At 72.1% G+C, this 14,486-nt stretch carries 12 protein-coding genes; 3 read left to right on the forward strand and 9 right to left on the reverse strand.

Features of this window, described 5'->3' with window-relative positions; translation table 11 throughout:
- The first annotated feature begins 3 nt into the window (after positions 1-3).
- Positions 4-2,547, forward strand: coding sequence for an ABC transporter permease (locus AC3EU2_RS10520; protein WP_488176248.1), 2,544 nt, complete (start codon positions 4-6; stop codon positions 2,545-2,547).
- A gap of 141 nt (positions 2,548-2,688) precedes the next feature.
- Here AC3EU2_RS10520 and AC3EU2_RS10525 read toward each other — a convergent pair whose 3' ends face one another.
- Positions 2,689-2,979: a WXG100 family type VII secretion target gene (locus AC3EU2_RS10525; protein WP_488176249.1), complete on the reverse strand. Its 291-nt coding sequence runs from the start codon at positions 2,977-2,979 to the stop codon at positions 2,689-2,691.
- A gap of 126 nt (positions 2,980-3,105) precedes the next feature.
- On the opposite strand from AC3EU2_RS10525, the gene AC3EU2_RS10530 reads away from it, so the two are divergent.
- Entirely contained in the window at positions 3,106-3,861 is a 756-nt protein-coding gene (locus AC3EU2_RS10530; protein ID WP_488176250.1) for a DUF4031 domain-containing protein, read from the forward strand.
- On the opposite strand, the gene AC3EU2_RS10535 is transcribed toward AC3EU2_RS10530, so the two are convergent.
- From AC3EU2_RS10535 to AC3EU2_RS10570, 8 genes are all read right to left on the reverse strand, one after another.
- The gene (locus AC3EU2_RS10535) at positions 3,833-4,471 is read right to left on the reverse strand and encodes an HD domain-containing protein (protein WP_488176251.1); all 639 of its coding nucleotides are present in this window, start codon (positions 4,469-4,471) and stop codon (positions 3,833-3,835) included. The genes AC3EU2_RS10530 and AC3EU2_RS10535 overlap by 29 nt on opposite strands.
- A gap of 12 nt (positions 4,472-4,483) precedes the next feature.
- Complete coding sequence (locus AC3EU2_RS10540) at positions 4,484-6,325, reverse strand: DUF2339 domain-containing protein (RefSeq protein ID WP_488176252.1); 1,842 nt, start codon at positions 6,323-6,325, stop codon at positions 4,484-4,486.
- Positions 6,326-6,422: 97 nt separating this feature from the next.
- Complete coding sequence (locus AC3EU2_RS10545; RefSeq protein ID WP_488176253.1) at positions 6,423-7,919, reverse strand: S1C family serine protease; 1,497 nt, start codon at positions 7,917-7,919, stop codon at positions 6,423-6,425.
- Positions 7,920-7,972: 53 nt separating this feature from the next.
- Positions 7,973-9,433: a sensor histidine kinase gene (locus tag AC3EU2_RS10550; protein ID WP_488176254.1), complete on the reverse strand. Its 1,461-nt coding sequence runs from the start codon at positions 9,431-9,433 to the stop codon at positions 7,973-7,975.
- Complete coding sequence (locus tag AC3EU2_RS10555; protein ID WP_488176255.1) at positions 9,430-10,140, reverse strand: response regulator transcription factor; 711 nt, start codon at positions 10,138-10,140, stop codon at positions 9,430-9,432. The genes AC3EU2_RS10550 and AC3EU2_RS10555 overlap by 4 nt, the downstream gene beginning before the upstream one ends.
- Positions 10,141-10,336: 196 nt before the next feature.
- Complete coding sequence (locus AC3EU2_RS10560; RefSeq protein WP_488176256.1) at positions 10,337-10,957, reverse strand: LURP-one-related family protein; 621 nt, start codon at positions 10,955-10,957, stop codon at positions 10,337-10,339.
- Positions 10,958-11,026: 69 nt separating this feature from the next.
- A complete protein-coding gene (locus AC3EU2_RS10565) occupies positions 11,027-12,667 on the reverse strand; it encodes a DNA repair helicase XPB (RefSeq protein ID WP_488176257.1) in 1,641 nt (546 codons plus the stop codon).
- Positions 12,668-12,673: 6 nt separating this feature from the next.
- Positions 12,674-13,444 (reverse strand): DUF4190 domain-containing protein, encoded by a 771-nt coding sequence (locus tag AC3EU2_RS10570; RefSeq protein ID WP_488176258.1) that lies wholly within the window; start codon positions 13,442-13,444, stop codon positions 12,674-12,676.
- 80 nt (positions 13,445-13,524) lie between these two features.
- On the opposite strand from AC3EU2_RS10570, the gene AC3EU2_RS10575 reads away from it, so the two are divergent.
- On the forward strand, positions 13,525-14,457 hold the full coding sequence (locus AC3EU2_RS10575; protein ID WP_488179475.1) for a hydroxymethylglutaryl-CoA lyase: 933 nt from the start codon (positions 13,525-13,527) through the stop codon (positions 14,455-14,457).
- Positions 14,458-14,486 lie beyond the last annotated feature (29 nt).

The following is a 14,486-nucleotide window of genomic DNA, read 5'->3' on the forward strand; positions in this document are numbered from 1 at the left end:
CCCATGCTGCGTGCCAGCTGGAAGAGCCTCATGGCCCGCAAGCTGCGGCTGTTCATGAGCGCCTTCGCGATCATCCTCGGCGTCGCGTTCGTCGCCGGCTCGTTCGTCTTCACCGACACCCTGGGTCGCAGCTTCGACTCGATCATGTCGAGCACCGTCGGCGACGTCGTCGTGCGTCCCGCTGTCGGTGACACCGACCTCGAGGAGGAGCCGTCGACCGCGACCCTGCCGGGGTCTCTCGCGGCCACGCTCGCGAAGACCTCGGGGGCCGAGCGCGCCGACGGCAACATCACGAACTTCGGCACGTTCGTCGTCGGCAAGAACGGCAAGCTCATCGGCGGCTTCGGGCCTCCCGGGATCGGCGTCAACTTCACCGACGGGCCGGCGGCCAAGGGCCTGCAGCCCTGGAGCCTCACCGTCGGCGACTGGCCGGACACACCCGGTGAGGTCGTGCTCGACGACAAGACCGCCGACAAGGCCGGCTACCTCGTCGGCGAGAAGGTCAACATCGTCACCTCCGGCTCGCAGCCCCAGGTCCAGGCCAGGCTCGTCGGCATCGCGTCGATGGACGGCGGCCTCGCCGGGGCCAGCATCACGATCTTCGAGACCTCGCAGGCGCAGCAGCTCTTCACCGGGGGCAAGGACCTCTACTCCGACATCTGGGTGACGGCGGCCGACGGGACGAGCCAGCAGGAGCTCCGCGACGCGGTCGCGGCCTCTCTGCCGCAAGGTGTCGAGGCGGTCACCGGTGACACGGCTGCGGCCCAGGCCGCGTCCGACGTCCAGGAGGCGCTCGGCTTCATCACGACCTTCCTGCTCATCTTCGCGGGGGTGGCGCTGGTCGTCGGGTCGTTCCTCATCGTCAACACGTTCAGCATCCTCGTGGCGCAGCGCTCCCGTGAGCTCGCGCTCTTCCGCGCGCTCGGCAGCACCCGGCGCCAGGTCGCGCGGTCGGTCCTCTTCGAGGCGTTCGTCATCGGCCTCATCGGCTCGATCATCGGCCTGGGGGTGGGGATCGTCATCGCCATGGGGATCCGGGTCCTCTTCGGACGCTTCGGCTTGGACCTCAGCGAGCAGGCGCTCATCATCGAACCGCGCACCATCGTCGTCTCGCTCGTCGTCGGTCTGGTCGTCACCCTCGTCGCGGCCTACCTGCCGGCGCGCAAGGCGGGCAAGGTGCCGCCCGTCGCAGCCATGCGCGACGACGCCGTCCTCGCGGAGAGCGGCATGCGCGGTCGCACCATCGTCGGGTCGTTCCTCACCGTCGTCGGGGCCGCGCTCCTCGGCACCGGGTTGTTCGTCGACGTCCCCAACCCGACCTACTGGGTCGGCGCCGGGATCCTCGGTGTCGTCCTCGGCGTCGCGCTCATCAGCCCGCTCGTCGGGCGACCGGTCATCGCCGGCATCGGCTGGATCTACCGCCGGGTGTTCGGCGCCGTCGGGCTCATGGCCCAGCAGAACGCCCAGCGCAACCCGCGCCGCACCGGCGCCACCGCGTCCGCGCTGATGATCGGCGTGACCCTGGTGTCGATGATGGCGGTCTTCGGGGCCAGTGCGAAGGCGAGCATCGACAAGGCGGTCAACCGCGAGTTCGTCGCCGACTACGTCGTCTCGAGCGCCGTCGGCATGCCCTTCTCGTCCGAGGTGACCAACCGGCTCACCCGGGTCGAGGGTGTCGAGGAGGTGGCCGCGTTCCGCTGGGACGCCGTCTCGGTCAAGGGCGACCGCGCGGGCGCCATCGGGATCGACCCCGCCCACGTCGGCGTCCTCGGCCCCACCCCCATGGTCACGGGACGGCTCGACGCCCTCACGCCGACGTCGGTGTCGGTCTCACAGGAGCGCGCCACCGCCGACTCGCTCGCCGTGGGCTCGACCGTGGAGCTGACCCGCAGCGGGACGACCAGGCCCTTCACGGTCTCGGCGATCCACGGGGAGTCCGCCCTGCTCGACTCCGACTTCCTGCTCAGCCACGCGGCGCTCGAGTCCCTCGGCGCACCGAAGACGGACTCGTTCGTCTTCGTGACCCGCAAGGCGCAGACGGTGCCGGCGCAGGTGGCCCGCGACCTCGACCGGGCGCTGGCCGACCTGCCCGTCGTCACGGTCAAGGACCAGGACGAGTTCGCCGACGAGCAGCGCAGCCAGGTCAACCAGATGCTCTACCTCATCTACGCCCTGCTCGGGCTCGCCGTCATCATCGCGATCCTCGGCATCATCAACACCCTCGCCCTCTCCGTGATCGAGAGGACCCGCGAGATCGGGCTGCTGCGGGCCGTGGGCCTCAGCCGGCGTCAGCTCAAGCGGATGCTGCGGCTGGAGTCGATCGTCATCGCCCTGCTCGGCGCCGCCCTCGGTGTCGGACTCGGCGTGGCCTTCGGCGTGGCGCTCCAGCGGTCGCTGTCCGACGACGGCATCGACGTCCTCGCCGTGCCGTGGCCGCAGCTCGCGCTCTTCGTCGGCTTGGCCGGCCTCGTGGGCATCCTCGCCGCCTGGTGGCCGGGCTGGCGGGCGGCCAAGCTCGACATCCTCCGGGCCGTGACGACCGAGTAGCCCCCCGACTGATTGGTAGGACACCCCGACTGATTGCGCATTCCGTTCAGGTCCTCGGGCCGAAGGCCCTCCGCCCTGAACGGAATGCGCAATCAGTCGCACCTGTACGGCCGGTATGCGCAATAAGTCGCAAGGCTGGGGTCAGGTGAACATGCGGGTGTTCTGGGCCTCGGTCTCGGCGTACTGGGCACCCGCGGCGCCGAGCACCCGACCGATCGTGTCGAGCGAGGACTGCACCTGGCGCTGGGTGCCCTGCCACTGGGCCACGACCCCCTGGAACTGGGTCGCCGCGCCACCCGTCCAGGCGTCCTGGAGCGCGGTGAGGCGCGCCATCATCTGCGCGACCTGCCCCTCGATCTCGCTCGAGATGCGGGCGATGTCCCCCGACGCGGCCTGGATCCGCTCGGTATCAACCTGGAAGTGCGCCGCCATGGCGGGTCTCCTCTCTCGGCGCCGCACCCGGTGGTGCGACCACTCCCTCGACCGTAGGCAGGTCGCCGTCGCGGTCCGTCGAGTTGTCCACAGGCTCGGGTGACGTGGGCGGCATACGATCACGGGGTGCTCCTCATCGACCCGCCCGCGTGGCCGGCCCACGGGCGGCTGTGGTCTCACCTCGTGAGCGACACCTCGGTGGAGGAGCTGCACGCGTTCGCCACGCGGGTCGGGATCCCGCGTCGCGGCTTCGAGGGCGACCACTACGACGTCCCCGAGGAGCGGTATGCCGCGGTCGTCGCCGCCGGCGCCCTCCCCATCGATGGCCGTGAGCTCCTCAAACGCCTGCGGGACAGCGGTCTTCGCATCGCCAAGCGCAAGCATGAGCGGGTGCTGCAGAGCACGTCGCAGGCCTCGTGGCTGCCGCGCGGCGGACGCGCCGATGTCATCACGTCGAGGCAGGAGAACGCACCGCCGAACACCGTGGTGGTGCGCCTCGCGGTGACCGGGCCGAGCGGACTGCTCGCGCGGCGCCGCCCGGACGGGGACCTGGACCTCCCGAGCAGGCGCGTCGGGGGGGCCACCGTCGAGGCCGCTCTCGGCGACCTCGTCGCGTCCACCGTCGGCGCGGCTGGGAGGCAGGCTCCCTCGCTCATCGGCTACGTCCGCAACGTCGTCCGCGAGCCCGATGCCGCCTACCCGTGGCCCACACCGTTCGCGTGCTTCGCGGTGCACGCGCTCCCGTCGGACGGCCGCGAGGTCCTCGCCGTGGGTGAGTGGGTCGCGTTGCAGGACAGCGCTGCCGAGCTGAGCGACCGGCACTGGTGGCCGGTGGTCGCGCTCCATCTCGGCCTCATCTCAGTCGACGCAGCTCACGACTGAGGTTGCGCCGGGCCGCGGGCTCCCAGTCCCTCCGGGCCAGCTCGGTCCGATACACCGACTCGCGGTCGAGGAAGGGCTCGAGGACGGCCGTCCGGCCGCGGGCGTAGTCGGCATCCGGGACGGACGCGTACTCGCGCCGCACGTCCGCGCAGTACCCGTCGAAGCGGACGGTCGGAGCCGCGAGGATCCACAGGTCGGCGTCGTGGAACACTGCGTGCGGCCCCCTCGTGTCCGACACGACGTGGTCGGCCGAGTCCAGGACGAGGGACGTCACGGCGTCGACGACGGTGAGGGCGATGCCGTTGGCGGACAGGGACGTTCGGGCGAGGTCGGCACTGAGTCGCTCGTTGTCCGCCGGCGTCGTCACGTCGTAGACCGCGTCGTGGAACCACGCGGCGAGCACGACGGTCGCCCAGTCCGCATCGGCGTCGAGGGCGGGTGCGCGCAGACGGGCCAGCGCGACCACCACCTCGTCGAGGTGCCGCAGGTCGTGGTAGCCGCGATGTGGCTCCGACCACCGCTCGGTCAGGTCCGCACGGACGGGGACGAGGCCGTGCACGTCACCCCTGACGACTCGCACGGCCTCGTCCCACACCTCGTCCCGCTGCATGCGGGAAGTCTCTCAGGCGGCAGCCTCCACCGGGCGTGCCCGCTCCAAGGCCTTGGCGTATGCCGTCCCGCTGGTGAGGAGCAGCAGTCCGGTGACGATGAACGCCACCACCCGCCACAGCCCGTCGAGGGTGGCCAGGTCGAAGAGGAAGAGCTTGGCGACGCTGACCGCCGCCAGCCCGAGGCCCAGGCGGAGCGAGAAGACCCGCCGCGACTCGGCGCGCAGGCCGCGCAGGAGCAGCCACGCGGAGGCGAGCATCCACAGGACCGTGGCCAGGGCGTGCCCGGCGAGGAAGCCGGTCGCTGTGGCATCGAGGGCGTCACCGACGAGCAGCCCGAGCGAGATCACGGCGACGGCCGAGGTGACGAGCCCGGCGACCAGCGCGGCGAGCCGAGTGAGGCGGCGCACTTGGGCGGAGACGTCGCGCACGACGTCCACCCCCCAGGCGCCGAGGGCCGCCACGCCGCCGGCGAGGGCGCTGTCGACCAGGGCCGTGACCGCGTCGTGGTCGCGGGCCAGTCCCAGCTCGACGAAGGCGACGGGGTGGGTGAGGTAGGCGACGGACGCCACGACGGTGGCCCCTGCGGCGACCCAGAGCGTGACCCGCGAGCGCGTCGTCACGGCTGCTGCCGCGTACCCGAGAGCCGTGAGTAGGACGCCGGTGACGACCCAGCGGTCCGGGGCACCGCTGGTGACGGCCAGGAGGGCCGCGACCCCCGAGACGGCGCCGATGGTCGTCGCGAGCGGGGTGGGCACCGGCCCGACGGGCGAGCGCGAGGTCACGGCCAGGGCGACCGCGAACGCCACGGCGACGAGCGCGAAACCCGTGGTCCGCAGTGTCTCGCCGTGCACCCCGAACGAGGCGAGCAGGACGACGGCCGAGGCCGCGGTCGTGGCGCTGCCGACGAGGTCGCGTCCGTCATGGCGGCCGGCGGAGACCGCCCCGGTGAGCGCCAGCAGGGCGAGGGCGGTGGCGGCGATGATCGCGACCCGGGACGGGGTGCCGTCGCCCTCGGACACGGCGATGCCGAGCAGGACGAGGCCGCTGGCCGGGATGGTGCGGGCCGCGGCGAGCATCGGCCAGCCCCGGTCACCACGCGCCATGAGCGCTGCGGCGGAGAGCACGACGACGAAGAGCGACACCTCGTCGCCGGCGCGGCCCGCGACGAACGGCGCGAGGAGGGTGGCGCCGACGACGGTGATGACGGCGAGGAGCTGCCGTTCCCACCTGCGGGCGAGGAGCAGCCCACTCACCGCGACCGCGGCCGCGAGCATCAGCCCCCCGGCGCGCGGCACCCATCCGTAGACGGTGGTGACGGCGACGACGTTCAGGTAGCCCGCGGCATACCCGGTGGCGGCGAGGGCGACGGGAGCGGCACTGCACCGGCCGGCGGCGACCTCGCGTCCGCGGACGACGTGTCCGGCACCGACGAGCGCCACGGCGAGCAGGACACCGAGCGCGACCCGCAGCTCGGGGACGAACCAGCCCTGCTGCATCGCGAGGGCGAGGAGCATCGCGACCCCGAGGAGGGTGACGACGGCCCCCGCGAGGGCGAGCACCTTCGTCACCGCGCCCTCGCGCTGCCACCATGACGGCAGGGCCGCGGCCGTCTGACGCACGGGCGGAGGAACCGCGGACGGGGGCGGCACCATGCCGCGTGGCTGGGCCTGCGTGGCGGTGGTGGGTGCCGGGACGGTGGGCGCTCCCACAGCGGGCGCCGGCGTCTCCGCGGCCTGGCTGACCTCGAGGGAGGCGCGCATCCGTGCGAGCCCGTTGCCCACGGCATACATCCGGTTCATCGCCTCGGCGAACTCGCCCTCGAGTCGCCGCACGTCCTGCAGCTGTTGGTTCATGGTGACAGCGTGGACGAGGAGTACCCCGACTCCATGAGTCGGGGTACTCACCGGGTCACTCAGGTGGGTGGTGTGCCGCTGAGTGCCGGCCCGTGGGTCAGCTCGCGGGAGCGGCGGCGAGCGTCGCCGAGATCTCCTGGCTCGTGTTGTCTCGCAGGACGGTGAGCTTGACGGTGTCACCGACGGCGTACTCGCGGATGTGGGCCACGAGCGACTCGGCGGAGTCGACCGCCTCGCCGTTGACCTGGGTGATGACGTCGCCCTGCTTCAGCCCGGCCTTCTCGGCGGGCGTGCCGCTGATGACGGAGCGGATCTGGGCGCCGGCGCGGGTGGCGCTGCCGTCCGAGGCGCTGCCGTCGGCCGGGGTGACGCCGAGGTAGGCGTGTTCGGCCGTGCCGTCCTCGATGAGCTGCTCGGCGATCGACGCGGCCTCCTTGACGGGGATCGCGAAGCCGATGCCGATGTTGCCGCTCGTGCCACCGGACGAGCCGAGGGAGGCGATCGAGGAGTTGATCCCCACGAGCTGGCCGTTGGCGTTGACGAGGGCGCCACCGCTGTTGCCGGGGTTGATCGCGGCGGAGGTCTGGATCGCGTTGGTGACGACCGGCTCGGTGCTGGACTGCTGCTGCTGCGGGCCGTTGCCGAACGGGCTCTGCGGCTCCTGCTCGGCGGCGCTGGTCGTCACCGGGCGGTTGAGCGCGCTGACGATGCCCGTGGTCACGGTCCCGGCCAGCCCGAGCGGGTTGCCCACGGCCATGACCGGGTCGCCGACCTTGAGCGCGTCGGAGTCGCCGATCGAGATCGGCTGGAGGTCGTCGGGGGCGCCCTCGATGGTGACGACCGCGAGGTCGGTCGACGGGTCGGTGCCCTGGATGCGCGCCTTGAAGGTCCGGCCGTCGGACATCGTCACGGTGAGCTCGTCCGCGCCGGCGACGACGTGGTTGTTGGTGAGCACGTGCCCGGAGTCGTCGATGATGACGCCGGACCCCTCGCCGCTGTCGGTCTTGATGGCCACGACGCTGGGGGAGACGGCGGCCGCGGTGGCGGTCCAGTTGGGGGACTGCGGGTTGCTCTGCGACACGGGCGCGGTCTCGGCACCGCGACCCAGACTGGAGGAGGAGGACGCGGTGGGGGACTGCGTCTCCTGCGACCCCAGCTGGGTCGCGGCGTACGTACCGCCCGTGGCCAGGGCGGCGGTGAGCGCAGCCACCGCGACGAGCTCGCCGAGACGGCGCCTGGGGCGAGGCTCCGTCGACGGGCGCTGCGGGGCTGCCCCGTGGGCCGGTGGCGGGGGGAACACCGGTCCGGCGGGTTCGTGGGCGCCGTGCCAGATGGTCGGCGTGTGGTTCGACGCCTGCGCGTCGTGGTTCGGGTGGTACTGGGGGGCGGCGAACTGCGGCCCGGGCTGCTGCGGCCCGGGCTGCTGCGGCCCGGGCTGCTGGGGCGCAGCCTGCTCGGGCGCGGGCTGCTGGGGGAGCGCCTGAGTAGGGGCGTCACCGTGGGTGACCGGAGCATCGGGCGCGTGGGGGCCCGGCTCTCCGGACTGGCCGTGCTGACCGGACTGCTCGTGGTCTCCGTGGTCGGTGCTGCTCATCAGGGTGTGTCTCCTTCGTCGGGTGGGGCACTGCACACTCAAACCCCCCGACCTCAAGAGCCGCTGGGCCGAGCCTGTGAGCGGACTGTGGGTATGCGCACGACGAACGTCGCGCCACCGCCGGGGGTCTCGTGGACGCCGACACGACCGTGGTGTGCGGCGACGATGGCGGCGACGATCGCCAGCCCGAGCCCGTTGCCGCCCCCGGTCGCGCGGCCTCGCGACGGGTCGGCCCGGTAGAAGCGCTCGAAGACGCGATGGGCTGTGCCAGAAGGGATTCCGTCGCCGTGGTCGCGCACCTCGATGACGCCGTCAGGGCCGTCGACGCCGACGGCGAGCTCGATGGCGCGACCGTTCGGCGTGTGCCGGATGGCGTTCGCGACGAGGTTGGTCACGACCTGGCGGAGTCGCGACTCCGACCCCCACACGGGGGTCGCGGACACCGGGCCGCTGAGACCGGTCATCGTGATCCGACGCTCCGGTGCGCGCACCCGCGCATCGGCGGTCGCGTCGGCGGCGAGGACCGTGAGGTCCACGTCGCCCATCGAGGCGGTCGGCTGCTCGTCGAGCCGCGCGAGCGTGAGGAGGTCCTCGACGAGCCCGCTCATCCGTCCGGACTCGGACTCGATGCGCTCCATCGCCGCGCGGGTGTCCTCCGGGCTCGAGATGGCGCCCTGGCGGTGCAGCTCGGCGTAGCCGCGGACGGTCGCCAAGGGGGTGCGCAGCTCGTGGCTGGCGTCGGCGACGAACTGGCGCATCCGGTCCTCCGACGCCTCGCGCACCGCGAAGGAGGACTCGATCTGGGCGAGCATCACGTTGAGGCTGCGGGACAGCGAGGTGACCTCGTCGTCGGCGGCGCGCACCGGGATGCGGCGCGTGAGGTCGCCGCCGGCGATGGCTGCGGCGGTGTCCTCGATCTGGTTGAGGGGACGGAAGGCGCGGCGGACGGCATACCAGCCGAGCAGTGCCGACCCGGCGAGGACGAGAGCGCTGAGCGCACCCGTCGTCACGAGCAGCCGCGTCACCGTCTGCTTCACCGAGCGCAGCGGGACCCCCACCGCGAACGTCGCCTCGTTGCGCCCGACCGTGCCGGCCACGAAGCGCCACTCCATGGCGCCGTCGACGGACGGCACGGTGAACGGCTGGCCGTCGCGGACGCGGGAGTCGTCCAGGGCGAGCCGGGGGACGTCCGGGTGCAGGCGGACGCCCGTCGGGTTGACCGTGGTCGCCTCACGGTTCATCGGGAAGAGCACGAAGGCGTAGCCGGTCGGCTTCGAGTCGCCCCCCTCGGTGAGGTCGGCGAGGGCCTGTGTGGCGACGGGCCTGGCGACGCTCTCGAGCTCGGAGTCGACGCGCCCCATGAGGTCGCGGTGCATGAGGTAGGCCGTGGCGAGGTTCGAGAACAGCAGGGCCGCCGCGAGGACCACGAGGACGATCGCGACGAGCCGGACCCGCAGCGGCATGCGCTCGAGGCGCGACACGACCGCGGGCGGGCCGGCGAGCCGGGACCTCACGTCTGCGGGGGGAGCCGCAGGACGTATCCGACGCCGCGCTTGGTGTGGATCAGGGGCGGGTGGCCCTCGGTGTCGATCTTGCGGCGGAGGTAGGAGATGTAGGACTCGACGATCCCGCTCTCGCCGCGGAAGTCGTACTCCCACACGTGGTCGAGGATCTGAGCCTTCGACAGGACCCGGTTGGGGTTGAGCATGAGGTAGCGCAGGAGCTTGAACTCGGTCGGGCTGGTCTCGATGACCCGGCCGGCGCGACGCACCTCGTGGCTGTCCTCGTCGAGCTCGAGGTCCTCGAAGCGCAGTGCGGCGCTGTCGTCGATCTCGCCGCGGGTGCGTCGCAGGACCGCGCGGATCCGGGCGACGACCTCCTCGAGGCTGAACGGCTTGGTGACGTAGTCGTCGCCGCCGACGGTGAGTCCGGTGATCTTGTCCTCGACCGAGTCGCGGGCCGTGACGAAGACGATCGGGAGCTGGCGGCCGGACTCCCGCAGCTTGCGCGTCACCGCGAAGCCGTCCATGTCGGGCAGCATGACGTCGAGGACACAGAGGTCCGGGTGGTGCGCGTCGGCGAGCCGGACCGCCTCGCCGCCGGTGGCCGCCGTGTGGACCTCGAACCCCGCGAAGCGGAGCGAGGTCGCGAGGAGCTCGCGGATGTTGGGCTCGTCCTCGACGACGAGGAGCGTGGCCTCGGGGGTCTGGGTGGCGTTCACCTTCGCAGTGTCCTGCCGGAGTCTGGGAGTTGTCTGGACGCGCGCCGTGAGCTCGCCCGGAAGTCCGTGCTGGTGGGGTAGCCCAAGCCGGTTCGCGAACCCGCCTGTCGCTCGTGAACCGGTTCGAACCTGCTCACGAGTGACGTCTAGGTTCGCGAACCACTTCGTGCGTCCCCCAGGGGTGGGCGACGCAGGGTCAGCGGGACTGGAGGGCGTCGAGGGCCACGGCCATGGCGGCGCCGACGCGCCAGTCGAGCGGGTGGCCGTCGACGACTGGCAGCTCGACCTCGTAGACGTCGCGCATGGCCGCCTTCTTCGTGCTGCTCATGACGACCTGGCCGTCGGGCAGGGTGAAGTCGAAGTGGAAGAGGAACGGCACGGGGATGTCGCCCACGACCGGAACGAGGTCCCAGACGCGTCGCAGGACCGCGATGTTCTTGTTGCGCTCCTGGCCGAAGGCGACGCGGCCGTCGGGGGTGGTGAGGTGCCAGGTCGAGCGCAGCAGCGACTTGCCGAAGTCCTTGCGGAACTCGCCGATCGGGGCCCCGGACGCGTCGGTGACGTCGTAGGTCGCGCCGAGGTCCATCCGGGTGCGGGCCTTGAACCCGAACACCGGCTGGCTCTTGCCGGCGTCGGAGAAGAATGTCACCTGCTCCTTGAACGCCATCCTCTTCTGCTCGGCGAAGGCCCACAGGCCCACCTCGGTCCCGTCCGGGCCCACGCCGTGAATGTCGTAGCGGTTGACCATCATCGTGAGCTTCTGGCGGACCCGGAAGCGGGTGGTTGCGGTGGGGGTGCCCTGTGGCTGCTGCGTCATGGCGCCACTCTCACACACGCTCGGCGGCGGAGTATGCCGGGTGCTCACCTTTCAGGGTCGGGTCGGGGCTCAGGCGAGGTCGTCGGCGTCGATGATGCGGTAGGCGTAGCCCTGCTCGGCGAGGAAGCGCTGCCGGTGCGCGGCGAAGTCGGCGTCGACGGTGTCGCGAGCGACGACGGTGTAGAAGTGCGCGGTGCGGCCGTCGCCCTTGGGGCGCAGGACCCGGCCGAGGCGCTGGGCCTCCTCCTGGCGGGAGCCGAAGGTGCCCGACACCTGGATCGCGACGCTCGCCTCCGGCAGGTCGATCGAGAAGTTCGCGACCTTGGAGACGACGAGCAGGCTGATCTCGCCGTCGCGGAACGCGGAGTAGAGGCGCTGGCGCTCGGCGACGGTGGTGGCGCCGGTGATGACGTCGGCCTCGAGGCGGCCGGCGAGCTCGTCGAGCTGGTCGAGGTACTGGCCGATGACGAGCGTCGGCTCGCCGCGGTGCTTTGCGACGAGCTGCTCGACCACGGGCAGCTTGGCGTCCGAGCAGGAGGCGAGGCGGTAGCGCTCGTCCGGCTCCGCGACGGCATACGCCATGCGTTGTCCGTCGGGCAGCGTGACCCGGACCTCGACGCAGTCGGCCGGGGCGATGTAGCCCTGCGCCTCGATGTCCTTCCAGGGCGCGTCGAAGCGCTTGGGACCGATGAGCGAGAAGACGTCGGACTCGAGTCCGTCCTCGCGCACCAGGGTTGCGGTGAGCCCCAGTCGGCGGCGCGCCTGGAGGTCGGCGGTCATCCGGAAGATCGGCGCGGGGAGCAGGTGCACCTCGTCATAGACGACGAGGCCCCAGTCCTTGGCGTCGAGCAGGTCGAGGTGGGTGTACACGCCCTTGCGACGCGTCGTCAGCACCTGGTAGGTCGCGATGGTGACCGGGCGGATCTCCTTGCGGGCGCCGGAGTACTCGCCGATCTCGTCCTCGGTCAGGCTCGTGCGCCGGATGAGCTCGTCCTTCCACTGTCGCGCCGAGACGGTGTTGGTGACGAGGATGAGGGTCGTCGCGGATGCCTTGGCCATCGCGCCGGCACCGACGAGGGTCTTGCCGGCGCCGCAGGGCAGGACGACGACTCCGGAGCCGCCGTCCCAGAAGCCGTCGACCGCCTGCTCCTGGTAGGGCCGCAGGGCCCAGCCGTCGCTCTGGTCGAGCGAGATCGCGTGTGCCTCGCCGTCGACGTAGCCGGCCTCGTCCTCGGCGGGCCAGCCCACCTTGAGCAGCTCCTGCTTGAGGTGGCCGCGCTCGCTCGGGTGGACGACGACGGTGTCGTCGTCGATGCGGTCGCCGATGAGCGGCTTGATCCGCTTGTGCCGCAACACTTCCGTGAGCACGGCGCGATCTGTGGTCCGGAGGATGAGGCGGGACTCGGCGTCCTTGCTGAGGGTGAGCCGTCCGTAGCGGGCCATCGTGTCGGCCACGTCGATGAGCAGCGCATGAGGCACCGGGTATCGGCTGTGGGTGACGAGGGCATCGACCACCTGCTCCGCGTCATGACCGGCAGCCCGGGCGTTCCACAGACCGAGCGGGGTGATCCGGTAGGTGTGGATGTGCTCCGGGGCGCGCTCCAGCTCGGCGAACGGCGCGATGGCCCGCCGCGCGTCGGCCGACCCGGGGTGGTCGACCTCGAGGAGGAGCGTCTTGTCGCTCTGGACGATGAGTGCGCCGTCGGTCACGCTGCCTCAGTACGAGAAGTCGGAGTCGGAACTGTAGCCACCGTCGTCCCAGACCCCGGCGGCGCCGAGCGCGATGAAGCCGATGATCCCGAGGACGACGAGGGCCATCCCGACCCCGAAGGCGATCCAGCCCCACTTCGTCAGCCGGCGCGAGCCCTCCGGGTCGGTCGACTGCTTGTTGAGCGCCATGATGCCGAGGATGAGCGGCGCGATGCCCGGAACGCAGCACGAGAGCGTGACGATGCCCGAGAGGATCGTCAGGACGAGCGCGCTGGTGTTCTGCGTGGCGGGGGCGCCGTAGGCGGCCGGCGGTGCCTGCCACTGGCCGGGAACCTGGTAGGCCGGGTAGCCACCGGGCTGGGCCTGCGGCGTCTGCTGCCACTGCCCGCCCGTCGCCGCGTAGGGGTCGTACGGCGGCGGCTGCGGGACGGCATACGGGTCGTGCGGCGACGGGGGAGGCGTGGCGGCATACGGGTTCGTGGGCTGGGTGCTCGACCCGGCGTACGGGTCGCCCGGGCCGCGGGGCACCTGGTACGGAGACTCGTAGCTGGGGGCGGGCGGGACCGGCGGGGTCTCAGGGCCCTGGGGGGCGTCGGAGCCCTGCGGGATCTGCTCGGTGGGTGCCGACTCGGGCGCGGCCGGGCGCTCGTGAGTGGGGTCGGATGAGGAGTCCGCGGGGGTGCCGGAGCCCTGGGAGCCCGACGGCGCCGTCCAGTCCGGGCTGGCGGTCGGGTCGGTGTGCTCGCCCGGGCTCTGGTCCTTGTCGTTCTCGCTCATGGCGACAAGGTATCCCGCCCGGCGGCCTGCTCACGCCTCGGTCGGTGATCTCGCCGCCCGTGTCAGGATCAGGCATGAGCATGCGCACCCCGCAGGTCGAGCCCGACCCGACACTGCCGCCGGAGATCACCATCTACGAGGTGGGGGCGCGCGACGGCCTCCAGAACGAGAAGGCGGTCGTGCCGGCGGCCGTCAAGGCGGAGTTCATCCGACGCCTGGCCGCGGCCGGGCTCGGGACGGTGGAGACGACGTCGTTCGTCAACCCGCAGTGGGTGCCGCAGCTGGCCGACGCGAGCGAGGTCCTCGAGCTGCTCGGCGACGAGGGGCTCGGGCCGAGGCGGCCGGTGCTCGTCCCGAACGAGCGCGGCCTCGACCGGGCGCTCGAGGCGGGCGTCGGCGCGGTGGCGATCTTCGGCAGCGCGACCGAGACCTTCGCGCGCAAGAACCTCAACCGCAGCGTCGACGAGTCCATCGCGATGTTCGCGCCGGTCGTCGAGCGCGCGCAGGGGGCGGGGCTGTGGGTGCGTGCGTACGTGTCGATGTGCTTCGGCGACCCCTGGGAGGGGCCGGTGCCGGTCGACCAGGTCGTCTCGGTGGCGGAGCGGCTCATGGACCTCGGCTGTGACCAGCTGTCGTTGGGGGACACGATCGGGGTCGCGACCTCCGGACACGTCGCCCGACTGCTCGACGCGCTGCACGACCGGGGGATCGGAGTGGACCGGATCGGCGTCCACTTCCACGACACGTACGGCCAGGCGCTGAGCAACACGCTCGTCGCGCTCCGGCGCGGGGTCACCGTGGTCGACGCGTCGGCCGGTGGGCTCGGGGGCTGCCCCTACGCCGAGAGCGCGACCGGCAACCTCGCCACCGAGGACCTCGTCTGGGCGATGGCGGGCGCGGGGGTCCGCACCGGCGTCGACCTCGAGGCGCTGCTCGGGACGAGCGCGTGGATGGCGCAGCACCTCGGCCGCCCCTCACCCTCCGCCGTCGTCCGCGCCCTCACCCCCGCCTGACCCCGCCTGACGACTTATTGCGCATTCCG

Source organism: Knoellia sp. B-D-2, assembly GCF_057714695.1.

What these genes read in the sequence shown, in the direction of transcription:
- AC3EU2_RS10570 (WP_488176258.1), bottom strand. Translation starts at nt 13,444, where the DNA reads ATGAGCGAGAACGACAAGGACCAGAGCCCGGGCGAGCACACCGACCCG.
- AC3EU2_RS10560 (WP_488176256.1), bottom strand. Translation starts at nt 10,957, where the DNA reads ATGACGCAGCAGCCACAGGGCACCCCCACCGCAACCACCCGCTTCCGG.
- AC3EU2_RS10525 (WP_488176249.1), bottom strand. Translation starts at nt 2,979, where the DNA reads ATGGCGGCGCACTTCCAGGTTGATACCGAGCGGATCCAGGCCGCGTCG.
- AC3EU2_RS10540 (WP_488176252.1), bottom strand. Translation starts at nt 6,325, where the DNA reads ATGAACCAACAGCTGCAGGACGTGCGGCGACTCGAGGGCGAGTTCGCC.
- AC3EU2_RS10545 (WP_488176253.1), bottom strand. Translation starts at nt 7,919, where the DNA reads ATGAGCAGCACCGACCACGGAGACCACGAGCAGTCCGGTCAGCACGGC.
- AC3EU2_RS10520 (WP_488176248.1), top strand. Translation starts at nt 4, where the DNA reads ATGCTGCGTGCCAGCTGGAAGAGCCTCATGGCCCGCAAGCTGCGGCTG.
- AC3EU2_RS10575 (WP_488179475.1), top strand. Translation starts at nt 13,525, where the DNA reads ATGCGCACCCCGCAGGTCGAGCCCGACCCGACACTGCCGCCGGAGATC.
- AC3EU2_RS10535 (WP_488176251.1), bottom strand. Translation starts at nt 4,471, where the DNA reads ATGCAGCGGGACGAGGTGTGGGACGAGGCCGTGCGAGTCGTCAGGGGT.